At 54.2% G+C, this 26,531-nt stretch carries 20 protein-coding genes; 12 read left to right on the top strand and 8 right to left on the bottom strand.

Annotated elements, in window-relative coordinates:
• Nucleotides 1–66 precede the first annotated feature (66 nt).
• The gene (gene aroP, locus AC2FAP_RS13860) at nt 67–1,437 is read right to left on the bottom strand and encodes an aromatic amino acid transporter AroP (RefSeq protein ID WP_014168651.1); all 1,371 of its coding nucleotides are present in this window, start codon (nt 1,435–1,437) and stop codon (nt 67–69) included.
• A 537-nt stretch (nt 1,438–1,974) separates the two neighbouring features.
• Here aroP and pdhR point away from each other — a divergent pair.
• The 4 genes from pdhR (at nt 1,975) to lpdA (ending at nt 9,059) form a co-directional block, all read left to right on the top strand.
• Nucleotides 1,975–2,739: a pyruvate dehydrogenase complex transcriptional repressor PdhR gene (pdhR, locus tag AC2FAP_RS13855; RefSeq protein ID WP_013095596.1), complete on the top strand. Its 765-nt coding sequence runs from the start codon at nt 1,975–1,977 to the stop codon at nt 2,737–2,739.
• Nucleotides 2,740–2,862: 123 nt separating this feature from the next.
• Nucleotides 2,863–5,526, top strand: a complete 2,664-nt coding sequence (aceE, locus tag AC2FAP_RS13850; RefSeq protein WP_014168653.1) for a pyruvate dehydrogenase (acetyl-transferring), homodimeric type — start codon at nt 2,863–2,865, stop codon at nt 5,524–5,526.
• 14 nt (nt 5,527–5,540) lie between these two features.
• Nucleotides 5,541–7,436 (top strand): pyruvate dehydrogenase complex dihydrolipoyllysine-residue acetyltransferase, encoded by a 1,896-nt coding sequence (gene aceF, locus AC2FAP_RS13845; RefSeq protein WP_449541885.1) that lies wholly within the window; start codon nt 5,541–5,543, stop codon nt 7,434–7,436.
• Between the two features lie 198 nt (nt 7,437–7,634).
• The gene (gene lpdA / locus AC2FAP_RS13840; protein ID WP_020882589.1) at nt 7,635–9,059 is read left to right on the top strand and encodes a dihydrolipoyl dehydrogenase; all 1,425 of its coding nucleotides are present in this window, start codon (nt 7,635–7,637) and stop codon (nt 9,057–9,059) included.
• 53 nt (nt 9,060–9,112) lie between these two features.
• Here the strand turns inward: lpdA and AC2FAP_RS13835 are convergent, their stop codons facing one another.
• Both AC2FAP_RS13835 and AC2FAP_RS13830 read right to left on the bottom strand, forming a co-directional pair.
• Entirely contained in the window at nt 9,113–9,904 is a 792-nt protein-coding gene (locus AC2FAP_RS13835; RefSeq protein ID WP_047955051.1) for a DUF2950 family protein, read from the bottom strand.
• A 10-nt stretch (nt 9,905–9,914) separates the two neighbouring features.
• A complete protein-coding gene (locus AC2FAP_RS13830; RefSeq protein ID WP_163304119.1) occupies nt 9,915–11,453 on the bottom strand; it encodes a DUF3300 domain-containing protein in 1,539 nt (512 codons plus the stop codon).
• Nucleotides 11,454–11,865: 412 nt separating this feature from the next.
• Here AC2FAP_RS13830 and acnB point away from each other — a divergent pair, with 412 nt between their 5' ends.
• Nucleotides 11,866–14,463: a bifunctional aconitate hydratase 2/2-methylisocitrate dehydratase gene (acnB, locus tag AC2FAP_RS13825; RefSeq protein ID WP_020882592.1), complete on the top strand. Its 2,598-nt coding sequence runs from the start codon at nt 11,866–11,868 to the stop codon at nt 14,461–14,463.
• Nucleotides 14,464–14,651: 188 nt separating this feature from the next.
• Nucleotides 14,652–15,014, top strand: coding sequence for a protein YacL (gene yacL, locus AC2FAP_RS13820; protein ID WP_014168659.1), 363 nt, complete (start codon nt 14,652–14,654; stop codon nt 15,012–15,014).
• Nucleotides 15,015–15,045: 31 nt separating this feature from the next.
• Here yacL and speD read toward each other — a convergent pair whose 3' ends face one another.
• The 3 genes from speD to AC2FAP_RS13805 all read right to left on the bottom strand — a co-directional run bounded on the left by speD (nt 15,046) and on the right by AC2FAP_RS13805 (nt 17,174).
• Nucleotides 15,046–15,840: an adenosylmethionine decarboxylase gene (gene speD, locus AC2FAP_RS13815; protein WP_014168660.1), complete on the bottom strand. Its 795-nt coding sequence runs from the start codon at nt 15,838–15,840 to the stop codon at nt 15,046–15,048.
• A complete protein-coding gene (gene speE / locus AC2FAP_RS13810; RefSeq protein WP_163304118.1) occupies nt 15,841–16,710 on the bottom strand; it encodes a polyamine aminopropyltransferase in 870 nt (289 codons plus the stop codon).
• Between the two features lie 116 nt (nt 16,711–16,826).
• On the bottom strand, nt 16,827–17,174 hold the full coding sequence (locus AC2FAP_RS13805) for a YacC family pilotin-like protein (RefSeq protein WP_014882582.1): 348 nt from the start codon (nt 17,172–17,174) through the stop codon (nt 16,827–16,829).
• 145 nt (nt 17,175–17,319) lie between these two features.
• On the opposite strand from AC2FAP_RS13805, the gene cueO reads away from it, so the two are divergent.
• Nucleotides 17,320–18,879 (top strand): multicopper oxidase CueO, encoded by a 1,560-nt coding sequence (gene cueO, locus AC2FAP_RS13800; protein ID WP_032679633.1) that lies wholly within the window; start codon nt 17,320–17,322, stop codon nt 18,877–18,879.
• 96 nt (nt 18,880–18,975) lie between these two features.
• Here the strand turns inward: cueO and AC2FAP_RS13795 are convergent, their stop codons facing one another.
• Complete coding sequence (locus AC2FAP_RS13795; protein WP_020882595.1) at nt 18,976–21,366, bottom strand: glucose/quinate/shikimate family membrane-bound PQQ-dependent dehydrogenase; 2,391 nt, start codon at nt 21,364–21,366, stop codon at nt 18,976–18,978.
• Between the two features lie 207 nt (nt 21,367–21,573).
• Here AC2FAP_RS13795 and hpt point away from each other — a divergent pair, with 207 nt between their 5' ends.
• The gene (gene hpt, locus AC2FAP_RS13790; RefSeq protein WP_025205381.1) at nt 21,574–22,110 is read left to right on the top strand and encodes a hypoxanthine phosphoribosyltransferase; all 537 of its coding nucleotides are present in this window, start codon (nt 21,574–21,576) and stop codon (nt 22,108–22,110) included.
• A 100-nt stretch (nt 22,111–22,210) separates the two neighbouring features.
• Here the strand turns inward: hpt and can are convergent, their stop codons facing one another.
• On the bottom strand, nt 22,211–22,873 hold the full coding sequence (can, locus tag AC2FAP_RS13785; RefSeq protein ID WP_020882596.1) for a carbonate dehydratase: 663 nt from the start codon (nt 22,871–22,873) through the stop codon (nt 22,211–22,213).
• A 107-nt stretch (nt 22,874–22,980) separates the two neighbouring features.
• Here can and AC2FAP_RS13780 point away from each other — a divergent pair, with 107 nt between their 5' ends.
• From AC2FAP_RS13780 to AC2FAP_RS13765, 4 genes are all read left to right on the top strand, one after another.
• Nucleotides 22,981–23,907 (top strand): ABC transporter ATP-binding protein, encoded by a 927-nt coding sequence (locus tag AC2FAP_RS13780; RefSeq protein WP_014168668.1) that lies wholly within the window; start codon nt 22,981–22,983, stop codon nt 23,905–23,907.
• Nucleotides 23,904–24,674 carry an ABC transporter permease gene (locus AC2FAP_RS13775; RefSeq protein ID WP_014168669.1) on the top strand — a complete coding sequence of 257 codons (771 nt, stop codon included), beginning with the start codon at nt 23,904–23,906 and terminating at the stop codon, nt 24,672–24,674. The genes AC2FAP_RS13780 and AC2FAP_RS13775 overlap by 4 nt, the downstream gene beginning before the upstream one ends.
• A 105-nt stretch (nt 24,675–24,779) precedes the next feature.
• Entirely contained in the window at nt 24,780–25,220 is a 441-nt protein-coding gene (locus AC2FAP_RS13770) for a PTS sugar transporter subunit IIA (protein WP_020882597.1), read from the top strand.
• Nucleotides 25,221–25,283: 63 nt separating this feature from the next.
• Entirely contained in the window at nt 25,284–26,531 is a 1,248-nt protein-coding gene (locus tag AC2FAP_RS13765; protein ID WP_014168671.1) for a polysaccharide deacetylase family protein, read from the top strand.

Here is a 26,531-nt window from a genome sequence, read left to right as displayed (position 1 = left end):
GGCGTGAAACTGTGAGGGAGGTAACAACACGCGGTACCTGCAAAACGCAGATACCGCGGGGGAGACTTAGTGAGCTTTCAGGGCGTTGCGGCTTTTCTGGCTAAACAGATAGCCGATGCCAAGAACGGCAACCCAGACTGGGATCAGGTACACCGAGATTGCCATACCCGGGGTCAGCAGCATGATGACCAGCACTCCCGCCATAAACAGCAGACAGATCCAGTTGCCCAGCGGATAGAGCAGGGCAGGGAAGCGAGTCTTCACACCCTGCTGATGCTTGGCACGGCGGAACTTGATGTGTGCCAGGCTGATCATCGCCCAGTTGATAACCAGGGCAGAGACCACCAGCGCCATCAGCAGGCCAAACGCCGATTCCGGGGCCAGATAGTTAATCAGGACACACAGCGCCGTTACGATCGCCGAAACGATGATGGTGTTCACCGGAACGCCACGCTTATCGACGTTGAGCAGCATCTTCGGCGCGTTACCCTGCTGGGCCAGGCCGAACAGCATACGGCTGTTGCAGTATACGCAGCTGTTATAGACCGACAGCGCCGCCGTCAGCACCACGATGTTGAGCGCATTTGCCACGACGGTATCGCCCAGTTCGTGGAAAATCAGGACAAACGGGCTGGTGTCTGCAGTAACGCGCGTCCACGGCAGCAGAGAGAGCAGAACGGCCAGTGAGCCCACATAGAAAATCAGAATACGGTAGATAACCTGGTTGGTCGCTTTCGGGATGCTCTGTTCCGGGTTGTCAGCTTCAGCTGCGGTGATGCCGACCAGCTCCAGACCACCAAAGGAGAACATAATGATTGCCATCATCATCACGAGGCCTGTCATGCCGTGAGGCAGGAAGCCGCCCTGTTCCCAGAGGTTGCGTACCGTGGCCTGCGGGCCACCGTTGCCGCTAAACAGCAGCCAGCCGCCAAAGATGATCATCGCCACGACGGCAACTACTTTGATGATGGCAAACCAGAACTCCATCTCACCGAAGACTTTAACGTTGGTGAGGTTGATGGCGTTAATAATGACGAAGAAGGCCGCAGCAGAAGCCCAGGTGGGGATCTCCGGGTACCAGAATTGAATGTATTTCCCGACGGCGGTCAGTTCAGCCATGGCAACCAGAACGTACAACACCCAGTAGTTCCAGCCTGACGCGAAGCCGGCGAAACTGCCCCAGTACTTATAGGCAAAGTGGCTGAAAGAGCCCGCAACCGGCTCTTCAACGACCATTTCACCTAACTGGCGCATAATCAGAAAAGCGATAAAACCGGCAATGGCGTAACCCAAAATAATGCCGGGACCGGCAGACTGGATAACGGATGCACTTCCCAGAAACAGTCCAGTGCCAATAGCACCGCCCAGTGCGATTAGCTGTATATGGCGGTTCTTCAGACCGCGCTTTAGCTGATCGCCGTGCTGTTGAGCTTCCATTTGAAACCTCGTGTGTGGTTGTTATGTTCACGCGACGCGTGTGTAATTATGAATATCCGTTTTCTGTATTTATTTCTTTACAGTCAATGAGACCGAAAAAAGCGGAGATGTCTTCCGTAAGCGCCAGAATAGTGGTAAGCGCCAGCGAATGCACCTGCTTTATGACGGGGCGATGACGAGTTGAATAAAAAGAAAGCATTTGTAAATCACCCCGCTAACCCTTCTTACCCCAACCTATAGAATAGAAATGCTCCGTAAGTGGGCAAAATTTCATATTTTGCGTTGTTGAATCGCTTCAGATTGCAAAAGCCCTCGTTTCATTAAGGTTAAAACTCCCACTAAGGGAGTAACTAACTCATTTGTGCGAAGTTACATTTCTGAAACGTTATTTCTGTAAGGTTGTTAAAATGTGCAGGGTTTACTGATTTCAATCAAAACCAATATGGACAGAAGGTGAATACTTTGTTACTTTAGCGATACGAACTTGAAATTGGTAAGACCAATTGACTCCGGGCAAAAAGGCGTAAGACAGGGAATATGGCCTACAGCAAAATTCGCCAACCAAAACTATCTGATGTGATTGAGCAGCAGCTGGAGTTTTTAATCCTCGAAGGGACACTGCGCCCGGGTGAGAAACTTCCGCCAGAACGCGAGCTGGCAAAACAGTTCGACGTTTCACGTCCCTCTCTGCGTGAGGCGATTCAACGTCTCGAAGCAAAGGGCTTGCTGCTTCGTCGCCAGGGCGGCGGAACCTTTGTGCAAAACAGCCTGTGGCAGAGCTTCAGCGATCCGCTGGTAGAACTTCTCTCTGACCACCCAGAATCCCAGTTTGATCTGCTTGAGACCCGTCACGCGCTAGAAGGTATCGCGGCCTATTACGCCGCACTTCGTAGCACTGATGAAGATCGCGTGCGTATCCGCGAACTTCATCAGGCCATTGAACGGGCACAGCAATCCGGCGATTTAGACGCCGAGTCCAATGCCGTTGTCCAGTATCAAATCGCCGTCACCGAAGCTGCACACAATGTTGTGCTCCTCCATCTGCTACGCTGCATGGAGCCGATGCTGGCCCAGAACGTTCGTCAGAATTTTGAATTGTTGTATGCCCGTCGGGACATGCTCCCATTGGTAAGCAACCATCGCACCCGAGTATTCGAGGCGATAATGGCCGGGGAACCGGAGCAGGCGCGCGAAGCGTCGCACCGACATCTGGCTTTCATTGAGGAAATCTTGCTGGACCGCAGCCGTGAACAATCGCGTCGCGAACGTTCATTACGCCGCATACAGCAACGAAAGGATTAAGCGCCAGGGTTTTTTAGAGCGCGGCAACTAAACGCAGAACCTGTCTTATTGTGTTCTTGCCCAAGAGCACAATGGGACAGGTTCCAGACAAATCAACGTATTAGATAGATAAGGAATACCCCCATGTCAGAACGTCTCCAAAATGACGTGGATCCGATCGAAACTCGCGACTGGCTACAGGCGATCGAATCGGTCATCCGTGAAGAAGGTGTTGAGCGTGCTCAGTATCTGATTGATCAGCTGCTTTCTGAAGCCCGCAAAGGCGGTGTGAAGGTTGCTTCAGGTGCAGGGGCTAGCAACTACGTAAACACGATTGCCGTTGAAGACGAACCGGAATACCCGGGCAATCTGGATCTGGAACGCCGTATCCGTTCTGCAATCCGCTGGAACGCCATCATGACCGTTCTGCGCGCGTCCAAGAAAGACCTGGAGCTGGGTGGCCACATGGCGTCCTTCCAGTCTTCTGCGACCGTTTACGAAGTGTGTTTCAACCACTTCTTCCGTGCAGCTAACGAGAAAGACGGCGGCGATCTGGTGTACTTCCAGGGCCACATCTCTCCGGGCATCTATGCACGTGCATTCCTGGAAGGTCGTCTGACTGAAGAGCAGATGAACAACTTCCGTCAGGAAGTTCACGGTAAAGGTCTGTCTTCTTACCCCCACCCTAAACTGATGCCAGAATTCTGGCAGTTCCCGACAGTATCCATGGGTCTGGGCCCAATCGGTGCTATCTATCAGGCTAAATTCCTGAAATATCTGGAACACCGTGGTCTGAAAGACACCTCTGAACAGACCGTCTACGCCTTCCTGGGCGATGGCGAGATGGATGAGCCAGAATCGAAAGGCGCAATCACCATTGCGACCCGTGAGAAACTGGACAACCTGTGCTTCATCATCAACTGTAACCTGCAGCGTCTGGATGGTCCGGTAACCGGTAACGGCAAGATCATCAACGAACTGGAAGGCATCTTCGCCGGTGCTGGCTGGAACGTGATCAAAGTGATGTGGGGTTCCCGTTGGGACGAACTGCTGCGTAAAGACACCAGCGGTAAACTGATCCAGCTGATGAACGAAACCGTTGACGGTGACTACCAGACCTTCAAATCCAAAGACGGTGCCTACGTTCGTGAGCACTTCTTCGGTAAATATCCTGAAACCGCAGCACTGGTTGCAGACTGGACTGACGAACAGATCTGGGCTCTGAACCGTGGCGGCCACGATCCGAAGAAAATTTACGCTGCACTGAAAAAAGCGCGTGAAACCAAAGGTAAAGCGACTGTAATCCTGGCCCATACCATCAAAGGTTACGGCATGGGTGATACCGCAGAAGGTAAAAACATCGCTCACCAGGTTAAGAAAATGAACATGGACGGCGTGCGTTATATCCGCGACCGTTTCAACGTTCCAGTGACCGATGAGCAGGTAGAAAACCTGTCTTACATCACCTTCCCTGAAGGTTCTGAAGAGCATAAGTACCTGCACGAACGTCGTCAGGCGCTGAAAGGCTACCTGCCAGCTCGTCAGCCTAACTTCACCGAGAAGCTGGAACTGCCAGCGCTGGAAGATTTCTCTCAGCTGCTGGAAGAGCAGAACAAAGAGATCTCTACCACTATCGCTTTCGTTCGTGCCCTGAACGTGATGCTGAAGAACAAGTCGATCAAAGATCGTCTGGTTCCAATCATTGCCGACGAAGCGCGTACTTTCGGTATGGAAGGTCTGTTCCGTCAGATCGGTATTTACAGCCCGAACGGCCAGCAGTACACCCCGCAGGACCGTGAACAGGTTGCTTACTACAAAGAAGACGAGAAAGGTCAGATCCTGCAGGAAGGTATCAACGAGCTGGGCGCCGGCGCATCCTGGCTGGCTGCTGCGACCTCTTACAGCACCAACAACCTGCCGATGATCCCGTTCTACATTTACTACTCCATGTTCGGGTTCCAGCGTATCGGTGACCTGTGCTGGCAGGCAGGCGACCAGCAGGCTCGCGGCTTCCTGATCGGTGGTACTTCTGGTCGTACGACCCTGAACGGTGAAGGTCTGCAGCACGAAGATGGTCACAGCCATATTCAGTCTCTGACTATCCCTAACTGTATCTCTTACGACCCGTCTTACGCGTACGAAGTGGCAGTCATCATGCATGACGGTCTGCAGCGCATGTACGGTGAAGCGCAAGAGAACATTTACTACTACATCACCACGCTGAACGAAAACTACCACATGCCGGCCATGCCAGCAGGTGCCGAGGAAGGTATCCGTAAAGGTATCTACAAACTCGAAACCGTTGCAGGTAGCAAAGGTAAAGTTCAGCTGCTGGGCTCCGGTTCTATCCTGCGTCACGTACGTGAAGCGGCACAGATCCTGGCGAACGACTACGGCGTTGGCTCTGACGTGTACAGCGTAACGTCCTTCACTGAACTGGCGCGTGATGGCCAGGATTGTGAGCGCTGGAACATGCTGCACCCAATGGAAACGCCACGCGTTCCATACATCGCTCAGGTGATGAACGACGCGCCTGCGGTTGCGTCTACTGACTATATGAAACTGTTCGCTGAGCAGGTTCGTACTTACGTACCGGCTGATGATTACCGCGTACTGGGTACTGACGGCTTCGGTCGTTCTGACAGCCGCGAAAACCTGCGTCACCACTTCGAAGTGGATGCATCTTACGTGGTTGTAGCAGCACTGGGCGAACTGGCTAAACGTGGCGAAATCGATAAGAAAGTGGTTGCGGACGCAATCACCAAATTCAACATCGATGCAGATAAAGTTAACCCGCGTCTGGCGTAAGAGGTAAAAGAAGAATGGCTATCGAAATCAAAGTACCGGACATCGGGGCTGATGAAGTTGAAATCACCGAGATCCTGGTCAAAGTGGGCGACAAAGTTGAAGCTGAACAGTCGCTGATCACTGTAGAAGGCGATAAAGCCTCTATGGAAGTTCCGTCTCCTCAGGCTGGCATCGTTAAAGAGATCAAAGTCTCTGTTGGCGATAAAACCGAGACTGGCAAACTGATCATGATTTTCGATTCCGCCGACGGTGCAGCAGCTGCTGCACCTGTGCAGGAAGAGAAGAAAGATGCTGCTCCTGCGGCTGCTGCACCAGCAGCTGCTGCGGCAAAAGAAGTCAACGTGCCTGACATCGGCGGTGACGAAGTAGAAGTCACTGAAATCCTGGTGAAAGTGGGCGATACCGTTACGGCTGAGCAGTCCCTGATCACCGTAGAAGGCGACAAAGCCTCTATGGAAGTGCCGGCGCCATTCGCGGGTACGGTTAAAGAGATCAAGATCAACACCGGTGACAAAGTTTCTACCGGCTCTCTGATCATGATCTTCGAAGTGGCAGGTGCTGCGCCTGCTGCCGCGCCTGCTCAGGCTGCTGCGCCAGCGCCGGCCGCTGCACCTGCTGCTGGCGGTGCGAAAGATGTCAACGTACCTGACATCGGTGGTGACGAAGTTGAAGTCACCGAAGTGATGGTGAAAGTGGGCGACAAAGTTGCTGCTGAACAGTCACTGATCACCGTTGAAGGCGACAAAGCGTCTATGGAAGTACCCGCGCCATTCGCGGGTACCGTTAAAGAGATCAAAATCAGCACCGGCGACAAAGTGTCTACGGGCTCTCTGATCATGGTCTTCGAAGTGGAAGGCGCTGCGCCAGCTGCTGCTCCGGCTGCCGCTGCTGCACCAGCACCTGCCGCTGCACCGGCTCAGGCGGCTAAACCTGCTGCTGCCCCTGCTGCAAAAGCAGAAGGTAAATCTGAGTTCGCTGAGAACGACGCTTACGTTCACGCTACGCCACTGATTCGTCGCCTGGCGCGCGAATTCGGTGTAAACCTGGCGAAAGTGAAAGGGACTGGCCGTAAAGGTCGTATCCTGCGCGAAGACGTTCAGGCCTATGTGAAAGACGCGGTGAAACGCGCTGAAGCTGCCCCTGCTGCTGCCGCTGGCGGCGGTATCCCGGGCATGCTGCCATGGCCGAAAGTGGACTTCAGCAAGTTCGGTGAAATCGAAGAAGTGGAACTGGGTCGTATCCAGAAAATCTCGGGTGCCAACCTGAGCCGTAACTGGGTGATGATCCCGCACGTTACGCACTTCGACAAAACGGATATCACCGATCTGGAAGCGTTCCGTAAACAGCAGAATGCCGAAGCTGAGAAGCGTAAACTGGACGTGAAATTCACCCCAGTCGTCTTCATCATGAAAGCCGTTGCTGCGGCGCTTGAGCAGATGCCACGCTTCAACAGCTCCCTGTCCGAAGATGGCCAGAAGCTGACGCTGAAAAAATACATCAACATCGGTGTTGCGGTTGATACGCCAAATGGTCTGGTTGTTCCGGTCTTCAAAGACGTGAACAAGAAGAGCATCACTGAACTGTCCCGTGAACTGACCACCATCTCCAAAAAAGCGCGTGATGGTAAGCTGACTGCCGGCGAAATGCAGGGCGGCTGCTTCACTATCTCCAGCATCGGCGGCCTGGGTACTACCCACTTCGCACCGATTGTTAACGCGCCGGAAGTGGCTATCCTCGGTGTGTCCAAGTCCGCGATGGAACCGGTATGGAATGGCAAAGAGTTCGTGCCGCGTCTGATGATGCCAATCTCTCTGTCCTTCGACCACCGCGTGATCGACGGTGCTGATGGTGCGCGTTTCATCACCATCATCAACAACACCCTGAGCGACATTCGCCGCCTGGTGATGTAATCGAAAAGCCGGCCAGTCGGCCGGCTTTTTTCTGTTAATCTCATGTGGTCTGTGAGGTTATTGGCGAAAAGCGACAATTCGTGAGCCGTTTGTTGTTTCAAAATTGTTAACAATTTTGTAAACTGCGGGCGGATAGAACGTCCCGGTGGATGAAGGGCGACAAGTACCTGGACCGCCGGAAATCAATAAGAGGTCATGATGAGTACTGAAATCAAAACTCAGGTCGTGGTACTTGGGGCAGGCCCGGCGGGTTACTCTGCTGCCTTCCGTTGCGCTGATTTAGGTCTGGAAACCGTAATCGTAGAACGCTACAACACCCTCGGTGGTGTTTGCCTGAACGTAGGCTGTATCCCTTCTAAAGCTCTGCTGCACGTTGCGAAAGTTATCGAAGAAGCCAAAGCACTGGCTGAACACGGTATCGTCTTCGGCGAGCCGAAAACCGATATCGACAAAATTCGTACCTGGAAAGAGAAAGTTATCACTCAGCTGACCGGTGGTCTGGCAGGTATGGCCAAAGGCCGTAAAGTGAAAGTGGTAAACGGTCTGGGTAAATTCACCGGCGCGAACACCCTGGAAGTGGAAGGCGAAAACGGCAAAACCGTTATCAACTTCGACAACGCGATCATCGCTGCGGGCTCCCGTCCAATTCAGCTGCCATTCATTCCACATGAAGATCCACGCGTGTGGGATTCCACCGATGCGCTGGAGCTGAAATCCGTACCTAAGCGTATGCTGGTTATGGGTGGCGGTATCATCGGTCTGGAAATGGGTACCGTGTACCATGCGCTGGGTTCAGAGATCGACGTGGTTGAAATGTTCGACCAGGTTATCCCGGCTGCCGATAAAGACATCGTTAAAGTCTTCACCAAACGTATCAGCAAGAAATTCAACCTGATGCTGGAAACCAAAGTGACTGCCGTTGAAGCAAAAGAAGACGGTATTTACGTTTCCATGGAAGGCAAAAAAGCCCCTGCCGAACCACAGCGTTACGACGCCGTGCTGGTGGCTATCGGCCGTGTGCCGAACGGTAAAAACCTCGACGCGGGCAAAGCTGGCGTGGAAGTGGACGACCGTGGCTTCATCCGCGTTGACAAACAGCTGCGCACCAACGTGCCGCACATCTTTGCTATCGGCGATATCGTCGGTCAGCCAATGCTGGCGCACAAAGGTGTTCACGAAGGTCACGTTGCCGCTGAAGTTATCGCCGGCATGAAACACTACTTCGATCCGAAAGTGATCCCATCTATCGCTTACACCGAGCCAGAAGTGGCATGGGTGGGGCTGACTGAGAAAGAAGCGAAAGAGAAAGGCATCAGCTACGAAACCGCCACCTTCCCGTGGGCTGCTTCTGGCCGTGCTATCGCTTCCGACTGCGCAGACGGTATGACCAAACTGATCTTCGACAAAGAGACTCACCGTGTGATCGGTGGTGCGATTGTCGGTACCAACGGCGGCGAGCTGCTGGGTGAAATCGGTCTGGCTATCGAAATGGGTTGTGACGCTGAAGACATCGCGCTGACTATCCACGCTCACCCGACTCTGCACGAGTCTGTTGGCCTGGCGGCAGAAGTGTTCGAAGGTAGCATCACCGACCTACCTAACGCGAAAGCGAAGAAGAAATAAGTTTCTTCATGATTGCGAAACGCCTCCTCCGGAGGCGTTTTTTTTTGCCTGCGTTATGGGGCGACCGGTTGCCAGGTGTGATCCAGGTGGTAAGCAGGTAACGCCTGCGCTTTCTTCTCTGACTCGCTACCGAGGTCCGACTGATACACTTTGTCGGTCTGGTTTATTACAAAGCTCATCACGCCCGTCTGGCCGTAGCTGACTGGCCAGGCCACCATGGCAAAACCGTTTTTATCCGGCAGGATGCGAAAACGGTAGCCGTGATAGCCAGTGCCAGGTTCTTTTGGGCTGAAGGCCGGACCGAGTGGGCTGGGGGCTTCGCCGGGCGAAGCCGGCCAGTATAAGCCGTCTTTTTTGCCGGCTGAGCTGACAATCTTCTGCGCATATTTCTGGTTCAGCGCAAAATAGCTTTGCTGTGCATCCACATACGCGTGTAGCGCCTCGATGGCGGCGAGCTCGTTGCGGCCAATCTCGCGGGTCAGGATCTCTTCAGCCCCTTCTTTGATATCAAATTGCCAGCCAGAGGCGGTTTTGATCACCGGAATCGGTAGCTGCCAGTCGCTGTCACCGACCACAAGATGTGCCTTATTCCCGTCAACGACCGTATTGTGCCGCACTTTCCAGTCGCGCAGGAAGCGATCCACGGCATCAGGATCCACCCCTTCCGGCGGCAGGAAATCACGCCAGTTCTCACCGAGCAGGCTGTTCATCGCGCTTTCATTTTGCTCACTGATGGCGCTGGCCAGCGCATCGGTTGCCTGGTCTGGCGTGCTGAAAGATTGCTGCGCCATTGCGGCGGCCGACAGCATGAATAACGCGATCCCACTGAGTAATTTGCTTTTCATGTCGGCTTCCTTAACGGTGACGGAATTCACGGTGTTCAGCACGCCCGGTAGACGTCTGGCGCGGTTGCTGATGGCGGGCAGCCTGTTGCCTGCTCTGGGCGCCTCGCTGCTGCTGGGCTTGCCAGTTGGCGGAACGACTGTCGTTACCGCTGAGCGCATTGGCGCGCGGCTGGCTACTCCGCGCAGGCTGCGAAACCCGTTTCTCTTGCCTTTGGGTGGTGGTCGGGCGGCTGTCTCGCGTCTTAGCGGCTGTCCGCTGTGCCGTTTGCGGTTTGGTGTCGTAGCCCCGGTAGTTGTTGCGCTGGGAAATTTGCTTCAGCTGGGCGGTTGACGCCTGACGCTGTGCATCTTTGGTGCCCGGACGTGCGGTCTGCGGGAAGGTTTTTCCCGTCGATTTCTCCATCTGGCTCAGCGCAGCCTGCCGTTGGCTGTCCCGGTTGACCGGTTTTTGCTGTGTCGCGCTTAGCCCCGTTGCCGTATTCGTTGAGTGGAAGCGATTGTTGAGAGTGTTAGTGGGATAGGGCACTCCTTCACGATAGGCCGGGTTATGCTGCCAGGTGCGGTTGGCGTCCGTCAGGCGCTGGCCGCTGATTTTATTAAAGTTCTCAACGTTGATATTGATGTTGTTATCACCGTTGCGGTTATAGCCGCCGTGATGATCCCAGTCGTCATCATGGTGGTGATCCCAGTCATCGTCATCATCCCAGTCGATGTTGCTGAAAATAGCGTAGGTTGTCGCCACACCCAGGCTGAACCCTAAGCCTTTGACCAGGCTGTCCGTAAACTGCTCTCCCGGGGAGGGCGGTAAATAGACGGGCGGATAAGCGGTGTTCGGCCAGGTGCCATACACGGTATTCGGGTTGTAGGTAGGCACGTAAACCACCTGCGGGTCGGCGGACTCAATTTTAATGACCGTCGGGGCTGACGTCGTGGCGGTGCTTGTTGTCTGGCCGGTGGCCGTTTTCGCCGGGGCCGGTTTTGTCTCGGTGGTGACCGTCTGCTGCGGTGTTGATTGCAATGCACCGGTTTGCTGCGCCAGCAAACGCAGACGTTGCACGGAATCCATCACATCTTTTGGCTGCGCGAGAAACGCGTCGCCCAGGCTCTGCACCCAGGGTGGATTTTCGCCCATCAGGGACATCAACTGAGGAAACGCCACCAGTGATTTCACGCTCGGATCCCAGGGTTGATTCGCCACGGCCTGAATGGCGGCATCGCCCTGCAGTTTAGGGTTGTCTTTTGACCACTGTGCTGCCTGGATGACGTTGGCCGGGTAAGTCGAAGCCATCAAAATTTGCGATAGCAGGGCATCCGGGTAGAGCGCGATGGGGGCGACCCACTGATCAATTTGCGCGGCCGTGTAGGCTGGCGCGACGACCGGTGCTGGCTGAGCGGCAGGGGCGGCAGGCGGCGCAGCCGGTTGTTGTGCGACGGGGGCAGGAGCCACAGGCTCCGTTGCGCGGCTTTTAACGAACATGACGCCTGAGGCGGCAAACAGCCCGGCACTGCACAGAAGGACAAGCAGTTGTGGCTTAAAGGGCAACTTCATAAAATGACTCCAACGAGACAAGCGCTGTGCCGTGAGGCGTTACGGTTGGCGTGAGTATCAATCACCCGTCTTTTACTGTTTTGACTTTTGTGGGGAATCATCCGGTACGTCCGGATAAAGAGTGTGAGTATTTATTACACAATTATATCGGATGGCTGAAATGCCGCCGGAATATTCAGAAGGTGGCACTCACGGTTTTTGCAGTCAGAATTCGTTGCACCTGCCCGCTACACCATGCTTAACGATTCAGCAAATTTTTTAATGTTGCTTTTTTGTAAACGGATTAACACTGTGCAGAAATCCTGCTATGCTGCCCGACGCGGTATCGGGCATTTACCCTACAAACTGCTGTCTCACAGGAGCGTGAAGAGAACGCCCGCCGCATATGACAATGAGAGCGAGGAGAACCGTCGTGCTAGAAGAATACCGTAAGCACGTAGCAGAACGTGCCGCCGAGGGAATTGTACCCAAACCTTTAGATGCAACCCAAATGGCCGCGCTCGTCGAGCTGCTGAAGAACCCGCCTAAGGGCGAAGAAGAATTCCTGTTAGATCTGTTGATCAACCGTGTACCGCCTGGCGTAGATGAAGCTGCCTACGTAAAAGCCGGATTCCTTGCCGCCGTCGCCAAAGGCGAAGCAACCTCCCCACTGGTTACTCCTGAAAAAGCTATTGAACTGCTCGGTACCATGCAGGGTGGCTACAACATTCATCCGCTGATTGACGCACTGGATAACGACACGCTGGCACCGATTGCCGCCAAAGCGCTCTCCTCAACGCTGCTGATGTTCGATAACTTCTACGATGTGGAAGAAAAAGCCAAAGCCGGCAACGCCTACGCGAAACAGGTTATGCAATCCTGGGCCGATGCCGAATGGTTCCTGAACCGTCCTGCACTGGCTGAAAAAATCACCGTTACCGTCTTCAAAGTGACCGGTGAAACTAACACCGATGACCTCTCTCCGGCACCGGATGCGTGGTCTCGTCCTGATATTCCTCTGCACGCACTGGCGATGCTGAAAAACGCCCGTGAAGGTATTGAGCCGGATCAGCCGGGCAGCGTTGGCCCGATCAAACAGATCGAAGCCCTGCAGGAAAAAGGTTTCCCGCTGGCATACGTCGGTGACGTAGTGGGTACCGGTTCGTCCCGTAAGTCCGCGACCAACTCCGTACTGTGGTTCATGGGCGATGACATTCCTCATGTGCCTAACAAACGTGGCGGCGGCCTGGTGCTGGGCGGCAAAATTGCGCCAATCTTTTTCAACACCATGGAAGATGCGGGCGCACTGCCGATCGAAGTGGATGTCTCTAACCTGAATATGGGCGACGTGATTGACGTTTACCCGTTCAAAGGTGAAGTGCGCAACCACGAAACCAACGAACTGCTGGCGAGTTTTGAGCTGAAAACCGACGTGCTGATTGACGAAGTGCGTGCCGGTGGCCGTATTCCGCTGATTATCGGTCGTGGCCTGACGACCAAAGCGCGTGAAGCGCTGGGTCTGCCGCACAGCGACGTGTTCCGTCATGCGAAGGATGTGGCGGAAAGCAATCGTGGTTACTCCCTGGCGCAGAAAATGGTGGGTCGCGCCTGCGGCGTCGCCGGTGTCCGTCCTGGCGCGTACTGCGAACCGAAGATGACCTCCGTGGGGTCTCAGGACACCACTGGCCCAATGACCCGTGATGAACTGAAAGACCTGGCGTGCCTGGGCTTCTCTTCTGACCTGGTGATGCAGAGCTTCTGTCACACTGCCGCGTATCCGAAGCCGGTTGACGTGACCACGCACCACACGCTGCCTGACTTCATCATGAACCGTGGCGGTGTGTCGCTGCGTCCGGGTGACGGTGTTATTCACTCCTGGCTGAACCGTATGCTGCTGCCTGATACCGTCGGTACCGGTGGTGATTCCCATACCCGTTTCCCAATCGGTATCTCCTTCCCGGCGGGCTCGGGGCTGGTGGCGTTTGCTGCTGCGACCGGCGTGATGCCGCTGGATATGCCAGAATCGGTTCTGGTGCGCTTCAAGGGCAAAATGCAGCCGGGTATCACCCTGCGTGACCTCGTGCATGCTATCCCTCTGTATGCCATCAAACAGGGTCTGCTGACCGTTGAGAAGAAAGGGAAGAAAAACATCTTCTCTGGCCGTATTCTGGAAATTGAAGGTCTGCCGGATCTGAAAGTCGAGCAGGCATTCGAACTGACCGATGCGTCCGCGGAGCGTTCTGCTGCTGGCTGTACCATCAAGCTGAACAAAGAGCCGATTATTGAGTATCTGACCTCTAACATCGTGCTGCTGAAGTGGATGATTGCAGAAGGCTACGGCGACCGTCGTACGCTGGAGCGCCGTATCCAGGGCATGGAAAAATGGCTGGCGGATCCACAGCTGCTGGAAGCCGATGCTGACGCAGAATACGCGGCAGTGATCGACATCGATCTGGCGGATATCAAAGAGCCAATCCTGTGTGCACCAAACGATCCGGACGACGCGCGTCTGCTTTCAGACGTTCAGGGCGACAAGATCGACGAAGTGTTCATCGGATCCTGTATGACCAACATCGGCCACTTCCGTGCTGCCGGTAAGCTGCTGGATACCCATAAAGGCCAGCTGCCAACGCGTCTGTGGGTGGCTCCGCCAACCCGTATGGATGCGGCTCAGCTGACCGAAGAGGGCTACTACAGCGTGTTCGGTAAGAGCGGTGCGCGTATCGAAATTCCTGGCTGTTCCCTGTGTATGGGTAACCAGGCACGCGTGGCTGACGGTGCGACGGTGGTTTCCACCTCTACCCGTAACTTCCCGAACCGTTTAGGTACCGGTGCTAACGTCTACCTGGCCTCTGCGGAGCTGGCGGCGGTTGCGGCACTGATTGGTAAACTGCCAACGCCGGAAGAGTACCAGACCTTTGTGGCTCAGGTGGATAAGACGGCGGTAGATACCTATCGCTATCTGAACTTCGACCAGCTCTCTCAGTACACCGAGAAGGCTGACGGGGTTATCTTCCAGACGGCAGTATAAACAGCTAAACCGTCTCCGCGGAGGCGGTTTTGTGTTTGCACCCTCTCCCCTGGAGAGGGACAGGGTGAGGGCATCAGACCGCAAGGTCTTGCTCTCACCTTTTTATTTTCATTCCTCCTGCCTCCCACGCTTTTTTTCTTCTTCTCTGCTGCGATAATTAGCGTAATGGCTTTGCAGAGGAAAATACTATGGATTACGAATTTCTGCGCGACATCACCGGAGTGGTGAAAGTGCGTATGTCGATGGGCCACGAAGCTGTTGGACACTGGTTCAACGAAGAGGTGAAAGAGAATCTCGCCCTTCTGGACGAAGTTGAACAGGCGGCAAATACGGTGAAAGGCAGTGAACGCTCCTGGCAACGTGCCGGGCACGAATACACGCTGTGGATGGATGGCGAAGAGGTGATGGTGCGTGCCAACCAGCTTGAATTCTCCGGTGATGAGATGGAAGAGGGGATGAGCTACTACGATGAAGAGAGTCTGTCGCTGTGCGGCGTAGAAGACTTTTTGCAAGTCGTGACGGCGTACCGGGCGTTCATGAAACAGAAATAGCACACCGGAGCGTCCTTGCTCCCAGCGCGGCTTACACGGTCGGAATATTGCGGCCGTAGTAGATTTCGCGCATCTCTTTCCAGAGCAGGTCAGTAATGGCCTTGCGCTCTTCTTCGCTTAAATCTTCTGGTCGGGTATGGAACATGTAGTGCTTAAGGTCGAACTCCTTAAGTAACATCTTGGTATGGAAGATATTTTCCTGATACACGTTCACATCCATCATGTCATACAGCGACTTCATGTCGTCGGACATAAAGTTCTGAATGGAATTGATCTCGTGATCGATAAAGTGCTTCATGCCGTTAATGTCACGGGTAAAGCCTCGCACGCGATAATCAATCGTCACGATATCGGATTCCAGCTGGTGGATTAAATAGTTCAGCGCGTTCAGCGGGGAGATCACGCCGCAGGTCGACACTTCGATATCGGCACGGAAGGTACACAGCCCGCCTTCAGGATGGCTTTCCGGGTAGGTGTGCACGCAGATGTGGCTTTTATCGAGATGGGCGACGACCACTTCCGGCAGCGGGCCCGGATGTTCTGTTTTATCGATAAGTTGAGGGTCGACCGGCTCTTCGCTGACCAGAATCGTGACGCTGGCACCCTGAGGTTCATAATCCTGACGGGCGATATTCAGGATATTCGCGCCGATAATCGAACAGGTTTCTGACAGGATCTCGGTCAGACGGTTGGCATTGTAGAGTTCATCGATATAGGCGATGTAACCATCGCGTTCTTCCGCTGTTTTGGCATAGCAGATATCGTAAATACAAAAACTCAGGCTTTTGGTCAGGTTGTTAAAGCCATGCAGTTTAAGCTTTTTCAATTAGCTCACCCCCTTAGTGGATAATGCGTCTTGCAGGTACTGCGGTAAGGCAAACGCTGCGGTATGAACTGCCGGATTGTAGTAACGGCACGTAAGTCCGGCCTGGTGGAAGCGGGCCTGAATAATTTCGGTGGAAAGATGGCGCAGTACGTCGTTATCTGTCGCCCAGGCAAAGGTCATGATCCCGCCGTAGTACGTCGGAATAGCGGCCTGATAGAAGCTGACATCGCCAAAATAGGTGCTCAGCTTGCGGTGGCTGTCGAGGGCTTCATCCTGCTGCAGGAAGCAGACGCCGTTTTGTGCCACGAAAATCCCGCCCGGCTTCAGGCAGCGCTTGCAGCCTTCGTAGAAATCGGAGGTAAACAGCGATGCGCCGGGACCGATCGGGTCGGTACAGTCGGAGATAATAACGTCGAAGGCCTGGGTCGTCTGATTAACGAAGTTAACCCCATCATCAATGACCAGACTGAAGCGCGGATCGTCATAGCTACCGGCATTATGGTTCGGCAGGTACTGACGACAGAAAGAGACCACGCCGGCATCAATTTCCACCATCGTAATGGTTTCGATGGATTGATGGCGGGAGACTTCACGCAGCATTGCGCCATCACCACCACCGATAATCAAAACATGCTTCGCATGCCCGTGTGCCAGCAGCGGAACGTGGGTCATCATCTCATGATAGATAAACTCGTCGCGCTCGGTCGTTTGCACGACACCATCCAGCGCCATCACGCGGCCAAAGGCGGCATTCTCGAAGATGATCAGATCCTGGTGATCGGTTTTCTCATGATAGAGCACGTTATCAACGGCAAAGTACTGACCAAACTGGTCATGCAGTGTTTCATGCCACAACGTGTGGTCGGCCATACGCGGACTCCTCCTTTGTTAACATCCGTTACGCTCACAAAAAATGAGCGAAACATGATAGCTAACTATAACCGTGGTTGCACGGCTATAGGCTCAACAAGGGGGCGTCGGGAAGGTTATTTCACGTAGGCGAGCAGGCTGAGTGAATCGCGAGCCAGCGCTTTGCATTTTTTGGCGGTAGGGATACCAATACCGCTTAAATCGCGGTAGCTGTCTTCGCCGAGCGCCTTCATGTCGAAGCTATCGTAGTTGCTGAGATCCCATTGGTTTTGCTGGGCAAAAAAGACCAGTGCGCGACGAATCTGCCCGTTGGGCAAATTCTGGTAACCACAATCGTTTTTCAGAAAGACAAAAACTGCCGTCAAATCGGCCATATCTTCCGCTTCATTTTCACTCAGCGCGTAACTGTTCGCACACATCGCCATCAGGCTACCGAACAAAATTGTTCTGAAAAACGTCTTCATTGCTTCTACCACTGCATCACGGAAAATTAACGTTAGCATACTTGATGCCAGGCCGACGATCTTTATTATTGCCGCTTTACTTGACCTTCCGGTAAGGGGAGGGTTTATGCTCAAAAGATCGCCTGCTGGAAATAAGGAAATGAACATGCAACGCCGTGATTTTTTAAAATATTCCGTTGCGCTTGGCGTAGCCAGCGCTTTACCGCTGTGGAGCCGCGCGGCTTTTGCGGCCGACAGACCTGCCTTACCGATCCCTGATTTACTCACCGCAGATGCCCGAAGCCGCATCCAGCTTGTTGTCCAGTCCGGTAAAACGACCTTTGGCGCACACAGTGCGACAACGTGGGGTTATAACGGCAATCTTCTCGGCCCGGCACTTCAGTTACGTAAAGGGAAAGCGGTGACGGTGGATATCCATAACACGCTGGCTGAGGAGACCACGTTGCACTGGCACGGACTGGAAGTGCCGGGCGAGGTGGACGGGGGGCCGCAGGGCATCATAAAACCGGGCGGTAAGCGAAGCGTGACCTTTACCCCGGACCAGCGCGCCGCGACCTGCTGGTTCCACCCCCATCAGCATGGCAAAACGGGCCATCAGGTGGCGATGGGGCTGGCGGGACTGGTGCTGATTGAAGATGACGAAAGCCGTTTGCTGCGCCTGCCCAAACAGTGGGGCATCGACGATGTGCCGGTCATTGTGCAGGACAAAAAATTCACCGCTGACGGGCAAATTGATTACCAGCTGGACGTCATGAGCGCGGCGGTAGGCTGGTTTGGCGACACCCTGCTGACCAACGGTGCCATTTACCCGCAGCATGCGGCACCGAAAGGCTGGCTGCGCTTACGCCTGCTCAACGGCTGTAACGCCCGCTCACTGAATTTCGCCACCAGCGATAAACGCCCTCTGTACGTGGTCGCAAGCGACGGGGGGCTGCTGCCTGAACCGGTGAAGGTGGATACGCTACCGATGCTGATGGGGGAGCGTTTTGAGGTGCTGGTGGATATCAGCGACGGCAAACCGTTTGACCTGGTCACGCTACCGGTCAGTCAGATGGGAATGGCGGTTGCACCCTTTGACAAGCCGCACCCGGTGCTGCAGATCCAGCCGCTGCAGGTCACGGCTTCGGGCATGTTGCCGGATACCCTGACCACGCTCCCGGCGCTACCTTCTCTCGAGGGCCTGACCCAACGCAAGCTGCAACTGTCCATGAACCCGATGCTCGACATGATGGGCATGCAGGCACTGATGGCGAAATATGGCAATCAGGCGATGGCGGGTATGCACCACGGAGAGATGATGGGCCATATGAATATGGACCACGGTAAAATGGGCGGCATGGGGCACGGTGGCCATGATTTCGATTTCCACAATGCCAACATGATCAACGGTAAAGCGTTCGACATGAACACGCCAATGTTTGCTGCCACAAAAGGGCAGTTTGAACGCTGGGTGATTTCAGGCGAAGGCGACATGATGCTGCATCCGTTCCATATTCACGGCACCCAGTTCCGCATCCTTTCTGAAAACGGTAACGCGCCACAGGCGCACCGCGCGGGATGGAAAGACACCGTCAGGGTTGAAGGTGGCGTCAGTGAGGTGCTGGTGAAATTTGACCACGAGGCACCGAAGGCGTTTGCCTATATGGCGCACTGCCATCTGCTGGAGCATGAAGATACGGGCATGATGCTGGGGTTCACGGTTTAATATCGTGTGCCCTGATGCCCAGACCCCGGTCCAGAGGGGATAAGCAATAAAAACGGCAACCGAAGTTGCCGTTTTTTTTACCGTTGGCGGTGTTAGTTATTTAGCGTCGTCGGGTAAAGCATAAGCCACAATGTAGTCGCCCATCTTCGTACCAAACGAACCGTGACCACCCGCAGAGATGACAACGTACTGCTTGCCATTCACTTCATAGGTCATCGGCGTTGCCTGTCCACCTGCTGGCAGACGGCCTTGCCACAGTTTTTCACCGTTGGTCATGTTGTACGCGCGCAGGTAGTTATCGGCGGTTGCCGCGATGAACAGCACGTTACCGGCGGTAGAAATTGGACCACCCAGCATTGGCATACCCATATTGAACGGGACAGGAACCGGCATCGGGAACGGCATGCTGTCCTGAGGCGTACCAATACGTTTTTTCCAGACGATCTGGTTAGTTTTCAGATCCAGGCCGGAGATATAACCCCAGGCAGGCTGTTTACACGGCAGACCAAACGGCGACAGGAACGGGTTCAGCGTGACGCCATAGGGCACGCCATACTGCGGCTGAATACCCGCTTCTGTACCGCTGCCTTTAGCATCTTTAGGCTGCTCCATTGGGTTGCCTGGACCGCGTGGAATAAGCTTAGAAACAAACGGCAGGGCCATCGGGTTGGCAATCGCCACCTGACGGTTAGGGTCAACGGAGATCCCACCCCATTCGAACATGCCCAGGTTACCCGGGAAGACCAGCGTGCCCTGCTCAGAAGGTGGCGTGAAGATACCTTCATAGCGCAGCTGATGGAACATCACGCGGCACACCAGCTGGTCAAACATTGTGGCACCCCACATGTCTGCACCGCTGAGATCTTTCTTCGGACGGAAGCTCAGGTCAGAGAACGGCTGTGTTTTGGTGACATAGTCGCCTTTGGCAGCGCCCTGCGGAACGGGTTTTTCGGGTGCCGGGACAACCAGCTTACCGTTGCTGCGATCCAGCACAAAGATGTTGCCCGTTTTCGCGGGTGCATAAATCACCGGAACGGTTTTGCCGTTAACGGTAATGTCAGCCAGCGTTGGCTGGGACGGCATGTCCATATCCCACAGGTCGTGGTGAACAGTCTGGTAGCTCCAGGCCAGTTTACCGGTGGTCGCGTTCAGCGCCACGATAGAGCTGGCATAACGCTCTTGCTCAGGCGTACGGTTACCCCCCCAGATATCTGGCGTGGTGACGCCCATCGGCAGGTAGACCAGGTCCAGCTTCGCGTCATACGCCGCCGGTGCCCAGGAGTTAGGTGAGTTAAAGGTAAAGGTGTGTTCGTCCGATGGGATCGCATTTGGATCTTTCGCGCCCGGGTCGAAGGCCCACAGCAGTTTACCGGTGTTCACGTCAAAACCACGGATAACGCCAGAGGTTTCGCGGGTGGAGAAGTTATCGGTTACCGAGCCGGCAATCACGATAGTTTTATCGGTGATGATCGGCGGTGAGGTTGGCTCATACAGACCCGGCGTGGTGTCCGGCATGTTGGTCTGCAGATTCAGGATACCTTTGTTGGCAAAGGTCTCACACAGCTTACCGGTTTCGGCATTGATCGCGAACAGGCGGCCATCGTTTACCGGCAGCATGATGCGGCGAGGACAGTCGGCAATGACTTCAGGGCTCGCATTATCAGCACGCGCTTCGTGGTAAGAGACGCCACGGCAGGTGATGTGCTGGAACGACGGGTTGGAGTTCAGCTGTGGATCGAAGTGCCATTTCTCTTTACCGGTGGCCGCATCAAGCGCGAACAGACGCTGGTGCGCGGTGCACAGATAAAGCATGTTACCGACTTTAATCGGCGTCACTTCGTTGGTCAGTTCACCTGGATCGTTTGGCATCTTCAGGTCGCCGGTACGGAATACCCAGGCTTCCTTCAGGTTCTTAACGTTGTCCGCGTTGATCTGCTTGAGCGGGGAGTAGCGCTGACCTTCCTGATTACGGCCATAAGCTGGCCAGTCGCCATCCGCGACCTGCGAGATAGCCGCAGCTGGGGTGGATTCGGCATTCAGCGTACCGTTAATCTCCTGCGGGTCGTTAAAACCGGCCCAGGTGAGAATGCCGCCGCTGATCAGCAGGGCAACCACCAGCGCCGCAACGGCACCGCTTGAAGGAACAATCAGGCGACGCCACACGAACGGCAGGATCAGCCAGATACCAAAGAAGACCAGGATGTCACTGCGCGGCGTCAGTGCCCAGAAGTCGAAACCGACTTCCCAGACACCCCAGATCATGGTTGCGAGGAGTAAAGCAGCATAAAGCCATAGCGCGGATTGTTTTCTACGCCACAACAGGACGGTTACGCCAAGCATAACCAGACCCGCAATAGGGTAGTACCAGGAGCCGCCAATTGCGGCCAGCCAGACGCCACCGATTAACAGATACAGGCCGCAGAAGGCGGCGAATAGCGCTGTTAATGTCACCAGTAGACGTGGCTGTTGAGTTTTTATTTCAGCCATAGAAAGTGTACTCGTCAGTTTTGTTAATTATTTGCTAGCAACTAATTATAGGTATTAACAAGTGTGATCGGAATCACAATATTTGCTTTTTATAACTCATGCGCCAGGTGTATCCATTTACTGATATAATGGCTGGCTTGCGTATCGATGCCGGAGTAACATTCATCCGCATTGAGAGATTTTCATTAAAATCATATGGTTAGTAATATGAAACATACTGTTGAAGTGATGATCCCGGAAGCCGAGATCAAAGCGCGTATCGCCGAACTGGGTCGTCAAATCACCGAACATTACAAGGACAGCGGCAGCGAAATGGTGCTGGTCGGTCTTTTACGTGGCTCTTTCATGTTCATGGCAGACCTGTGCCGTGAAGTGCAGGTGTCCCATGAGGTCGATTTTATGACCGCCTCCAGCTACGGCAGCGGCATGTCCACAACCCGTGATGTGAAAATCCTGAAAGATCTGGATGAAGATATTCGTGGCAAAGATGTGTTGATCGTTGAGGACATCATCGACTCCGGCAACACGCTCTCTAAAGTGCGCGAGATCCTGAGCCTGCGTGAGCCAAAATCCCTGGCGATCTGCACCCTGCTGGATAAACCCAGCCGCCGTGAAGTGCAGGTGCCGGTAGAGTTTGTCGGCTTCTCTATCCCTGACGAGTTCGTCGTGGGCTATGGCATTGACTACGCGCAGCGTTACCGCCATCTGCCGTATGTGGGTAAAGTGATCCTGCTCGACGAGTAAGGTTTGTGACGTGCGGTCTGTTGCCCTCTGACGAGGGGACACACAGTAAAAACGGCAACCCGGGTTGCCGTTTTGTTTTTATCTAACAGCTTACAGGCAGCTATTTATGGTTGACGTGCTTAAGCTTCAGGTTAGCTATCCCGGAACGATAGCGCTGCTCCAGCGTTTCACGGTTGGTGGCGGTCACTTCCAGGTTACGAAGCAGACCATCGTGAATACCGTAGGCCCAGCCGTGGATCGAGACTTTTTGCCCGCGTTTCCACGCCGATTGCATGATGGTGGAATGACCAAGGTTATAAACCTGCTCCATCACGTTCAGCTCGCAAAGGGTATCGAGACGACGCTCCTGCGGCATTTCACCCAACAGTGAGCTATGTTTGAACCAGATATCGCGGATATGCAGCAGCCAGTTATCGATTAACCCGAGTTCGGTATTTTCAATCGCGGCCTGCACACCGCCGCAGCCATAGTGGCCACAAATAATGATGTGCTCGACCTCCAGAACGTCAACGGCGTACTGAACAACCGAAAGGCAGTTGAGGTCGGTATGGATCACCAGGTTGGCAACATTACGGTGCACAAACAGTTCGCCAGGCTCGAGACCTGTCAGGCGCTCTGCCGGAACGCGGCTGTCGGAACATCCAATCCAGAGAAAGCGTGGGTTTTGCGCCTGCGCGAGCTTTCCAAAAAATCCGGGGTCTTCCTCCACCAGCATTTTTGACCATAGTGCATTGTTGCTGATGAGTGTATCTATGTCGTTCATGGAGGTTAGCGACCTGTAACCGAGTGATTGCGTTGCGCTAATATAGGGTAACTCGACTTTTAATGAAACCACACAACGTGTGTCAGAACCTAAGGTAAGTTTAATTCATGGCGATTGCACTGGAGCTTGAGCAGCTCAAAAAAACCTATCCAGGCGGCGTTCAGGCGCTGCGTGGGATAGATCTCAAAGTGGAAGCGGGGGATTTCTACGCGCTTCTGGGGCCGAATGGGGCGGGGAAATCCACCACCATTGGCATTATCAGTTCGCTGGTCAATAAAACGTCCGGCCGGGTGAGCGTGTTTGGTTACGACCTGCAAAAAGATGTGGTGAATGCCAAGCGCCAGCTCGGACTGGTACCGCAGGAGTTCAACTTCAACCCGTTCGAGACAGTGCAGCAAATCGTGGTTAATCAGGCGGGTTACTACGGTGTTGAGCGCAAAGAAGCGGTGGAGCGCAGCGAAAAGTACCTCAAACAGCTCGATCTGTGGGAAAAACGCAATGAACGTGCGCGCATGTTGTCTGGCGGGATGAAGCGCCGTCTGATGATTGCCCGTGCGCTGATGCATGAGCCAAAGCTGCTGATCCTTGATGAGCCCACCGCGGGCGTGGATATCGAACTGCGTCGTTCAATGTGGGGCTTCCTGAAGGACCTCAACGACAAAGGCACGACCATTATTTTGACCACGCACTACCTCGAAGAGGCGGAGATGCTGTGTCGCAATATCGGCATCATTCAGAACGGTGAGCTGGTGGAAAACACCTCGATGAAGAGCCTGCTCGCCAAGCTGAAATCCGAAACCTTCATTCTCGACCTGGCGGCGAAAAGCCCGCTGCCGACGCTGGAAGGCTATAACTATCGTCTGGTGGATACCTCAACGCTGGAAGTGGAAGTGCTGCGCGAGCAGGGCATCAACAGTGTGTTCTCACAGCTGAGCGCGCAGGGTGTTCAGGTATTAAGTATGCGTAACAAAGCGAACCGACTGGAAGAGCTGTTTGTCTCTCTGGTGCAGGATAAACAAGGAGACAAGGCATGACGCATCTTTACTGGGTCGCGCTGAAAAGCATCTGGGCGAAAGAGATTAACCGCTTTATGCGTATCTGGGTGCAAACCCTGGTACCGCCGGTGATCACCATGACGCTCTACTTCATCATCTTCGGTAACCTCATCGGTTCCCGCATTGGTGAAATGCACGGCTTTACCTATATGCAGTTTATTGTGCCGGGCCTGATCATGATGGCGGTGATCACCAACGCCTATGCTAACGTGGCATCATCATTCTTTAGCGCCAAGTTCCAGCGTAACATTGAAGAGCTGCTGGTCGCGCCGGTACCAACGCATGTGATCATTGCGGGTTATGTGGGCGGCGGCGTGGCGCGCGGTCTCTGCGTGGGGATTCTGGTGACGGCGATCTCCCTGTTCTTTGTGCCGTTCCAGGTGCATTCATGGCTGTTCGTGGCGCTCACGTTACTGTTGACGGCAATCTTGTTCTCGCTGGCCGGTCTGCTGAACGCGGTGTTTGCTAAAACGTTTGATGATATCAGCCTGATCCCGACCTTTGTGCTGACGCCACTGACCTATCTTGGCGGGGTGTTCTACTCCCTGACGCTGCTGCCGCCGTTCTGGCAGGCGCTGTCACACCTGAACCCGATTGTTTATATGATCAGCGGCTTCCGCTTTGGTTTCCTCGGCATTACGGATGTGCCACTGATTACCACGGTTGCGGTGCTGGTGGTGTTTATTATCGCCTTCTACCTGCTGTGCTGGTCTCTGATTCAGCGTGGACGCGGTCTGCGCAGCTAATCTCCCGCCCGGCGACATTCTGTTTGCCGGGCGCTTTTCTTTGATTGTTATCACCGTACGCTAACCTTCACTCCGCTAAACTACTTACCTGCTAAGGAGAGAGTGATGCTGGGATGGGTGATCGCCTGCCATGATGAACAGGCGCAGGATATGCTGGATAAACTGGAGGCCAGATTTGGTCCGCTGGCGCAATGCCGTGCGGTTAACTACTGGCGCGGATTGAGCACCAACATGCTCAGCCGAATGATGTGCGATGCCCTGCATGAAACCGACACCGGTGACGGCGTCATCTTCCTGACCGATAAATCCGGCGCGGCACCTTATCGCTCTGCGGCATTGTTGAGCCACAAGCACGACAACTGTGAAGTGATATCAGGCATTAACTCTTTGCTGCTGGAATCCATGTATCCCTTCCGGGAAACCTTAAGCAGCGCTGAATTCCGTCATGCAATCGTCGACAAAAAAGTGGCCGGCGTCAGCAGCCTGTGGCATCAGCAGCAAAAAAATCCTCCCTTTGTCTTGCTCCATGATTTGTATAAGAATTAAACATTGGTATTGATGCTGCTTTTGTTACAATGGTGGCTGATTTTCCGTGTCGATTAATATTCCATGTTCATGCGCGTTGTGTTCCTTCTGTTGCTGCTGGTTTCCGGCGGCGCATCTGCCAGCCTGATCGCTCAGCAAGGGCTTCCCGCCCGATATATGCAAACCACCGAAGATGCGGCTATCTGGGCGCAAGTAGGTAACAATGTGGTCAATGTCGGCAATATCCGTGCCGGGCAAATCCTGGCCGTTGTCCCCACATCCGCTGATTACTACGAGTTTCGTTTTGGCTTCGGCACGGGCTTTATTGATAAAGAGCACCTGGAAGACGTGCAGGGCAAACAGCGCGTGGAAGACAGCCTTGGCGATTTGAATAAACCGCTGAGTAACCAGAACCTGATAACCTGGAAAGACACGCCTGTCTTTAACGCTCCCAGCAGCGGAAGCGCCCCATTCGGCACGATGAGTGCTAACCTTCGCTACCCCATTCTGAATAAACTTAAAGACCGTCTGAACCAGACCTGGTATCAGATCCGCATCGGCAATCGTCTGGCGTGGATCAGCAGCCTGGATGCGCAGGAAGATAACGGCATCCCGGTCCTGACCTATCACCATATCCTGCGTGATGAGGAGAACACCCGTTTCCGGCATACCTCCACGACCACCAGCGTGCGTGCGTTCAGCAACCAGATGACCTGGCTTCGCGATCAGGGCTATACCACGCTGACGATGGCTCAGCTTGAAGGGTATGTGCGTAACAAAATGAACCTGCCGGCGAAGTCTGTGGTGATCACCTTTGATGACGGGCTGAAGTCGGTGAGCCGCTATGCGTATCCCGTCCTCAAAGCGTATGGATTCAAGGCGACGGCGTTTATCATCTCGTCGCGTATAAAACGTCATCCGCAGAAGTGGGCGCCGAAATACCTGCAGTTTATGAGTGTCTCTGAGCTTGAGCAGATCCAGGATGTGTTTGATATCCAGTCCCATACCCACTTCTTGCATCGGGTGGACGGCAATAAACACCCGATCTTACTGAGCCGTAGCCATCACGTGATTTTGTTCGATTTCGCGCGTTCACGCCGGGCGCTGGCGCAATTTAACCCGCACGTGCTCTATCTCTCTTATCCGTTTGGCGCCTATGATGACAAAGCGGTAAAAGCAGCGAATGACGCAGGGTTCCACCTGGCGGTGACAACGGTAAAAGGCAAAGTGAAGCCCGGGGACAATCCGTTCCTGCTTAAGCGACTGTATATTTTAAGGACGGATTCGCTGGAGACGATGTCGCGGCTTATCAGTAATCAGCCGCAGGGATGA

It is taken from the genome of Enterobacter cloacae complex sp. 394I7 (assembly GCF_057320345.1).
This window is presented reverse-complemented; position numbering and strand designations above follow the sequence as displayed.

Coding starts and splice junctions, on each gene's coding strand:
- hpt (WP_025205381.1), top strand. CDS start 21,574: ATGAAACATACTGTTGAAGTGATGATCCCGGAAGCCGAGATCAAAGCG.
- AC2FAP_RS13765 (WP_014168671.1), top strand. CDS start 25,284: ATGTTCATGCGCGTTGTGTTCCTTCTGTTGCTGCTGGTTTCCGGCGGC.
- AC2FAP_RS13775 (WP_014168669.1), top strand. CDS start 23,904: ATGACGCATCTTTACTGGGTCGCGCTGAAAAGCATCTGGGCGAAAGAG.
- lpdA (WP_020882589.1), top strand. CDS start 7,635: ATGAGTACTGAAATCAAAACTCAGGTCGTGGTACTTGGGGCAGGCCCG.
- AC2FAP_RS13805 (WP_014882582.1), bottom strand. CDS start 17,174: ATGAAGACGTTTTTCAGAACAATTTTGTTCGGTAGCCTGATGGCGATG.
- AC2FAP_RS13795 (WP_020882595.1), bottom strand. CDS start 21,366: ATGGCTGAAATAAAAACTCAACAGCCACGTCTACTGGTGACATTAACA.
- aceE (WP_014168653.1), top strand. CDS start 2,863: ATGTCAGAACGTCTCCAAAATGACGTGGATCCGATCGAAACTCGCGAC.
- AC2FAP_RS13770 (WP_020882597.1), top strand. CDS start 24,780: ATGCTGGGATGGGTGATCGCCTGCCATGATGAACAGGCGCAGGATATG.
- aroP (WP_014168651.1), bottom strand. CDS start 1,437: ATGGAAGCTCAACAGCACGGCGATCAGCTAAAGCGCGGTCTGAAGAAC.
- speE (WP_163304118.1), bottom strand. CDS start 16,710: ATGGCCGACCACACGTTGTGGCATGAAACACTGCATGACCAGTTTGGT.
- can (WP_020882596.1), bottom strand. CDS start 22,873: ATGAACGACATAGATACACTCATCAGCAACAATGCACTATGGTCAAAA.
- cueO (WP_032679633.1), top strand. CDS start 17,320: ATGCAACGCCGTGATTTTTTAAAATATTCCGTTGCGCTTGGCGTAGCC.
- yacL (WP_014168659.1), top strand. CDS start 14,652: ATGGATTACGAATTTCTGCGCGACATCACCGGAGTGGTGAAAGTGCGT.
- aceF (WP_449541885.1), top strand. CDS start 5,541: ATGGCTATCGAAATCAAAGTACCGGACATCGGGGCTGATGAAGTTGAA.
- pdhR (WP_013095596.1), top strand. CDS start 1,975: ATGGCCTACAGCAAAATTCGCCAACCAAAACTATCTGATGTGATTGAG.
- AC2FAP_RS13780 (WP_014168668.1), top strand. CDS start 22,981: ATGGCGATTGCACTGGAGCTTGAGCAGCTCAAAAAAACCTATCCAGGC.
- AC2FAP_RS13830 (WP_163304119.1), bottom strand. CDS start 11,453: ATGAAGTTGCCCTTTAAGCCACAACTGCTTGTCCTTCTGTGCAGTGCC.
- AC2FAP_RS13835 (WP_047955051.1), bottom strand. CDS start 9,904: ATGAAAAGCAAATTACTCAGTGGGATCGCGTTATTCATGCTGTCGGCC.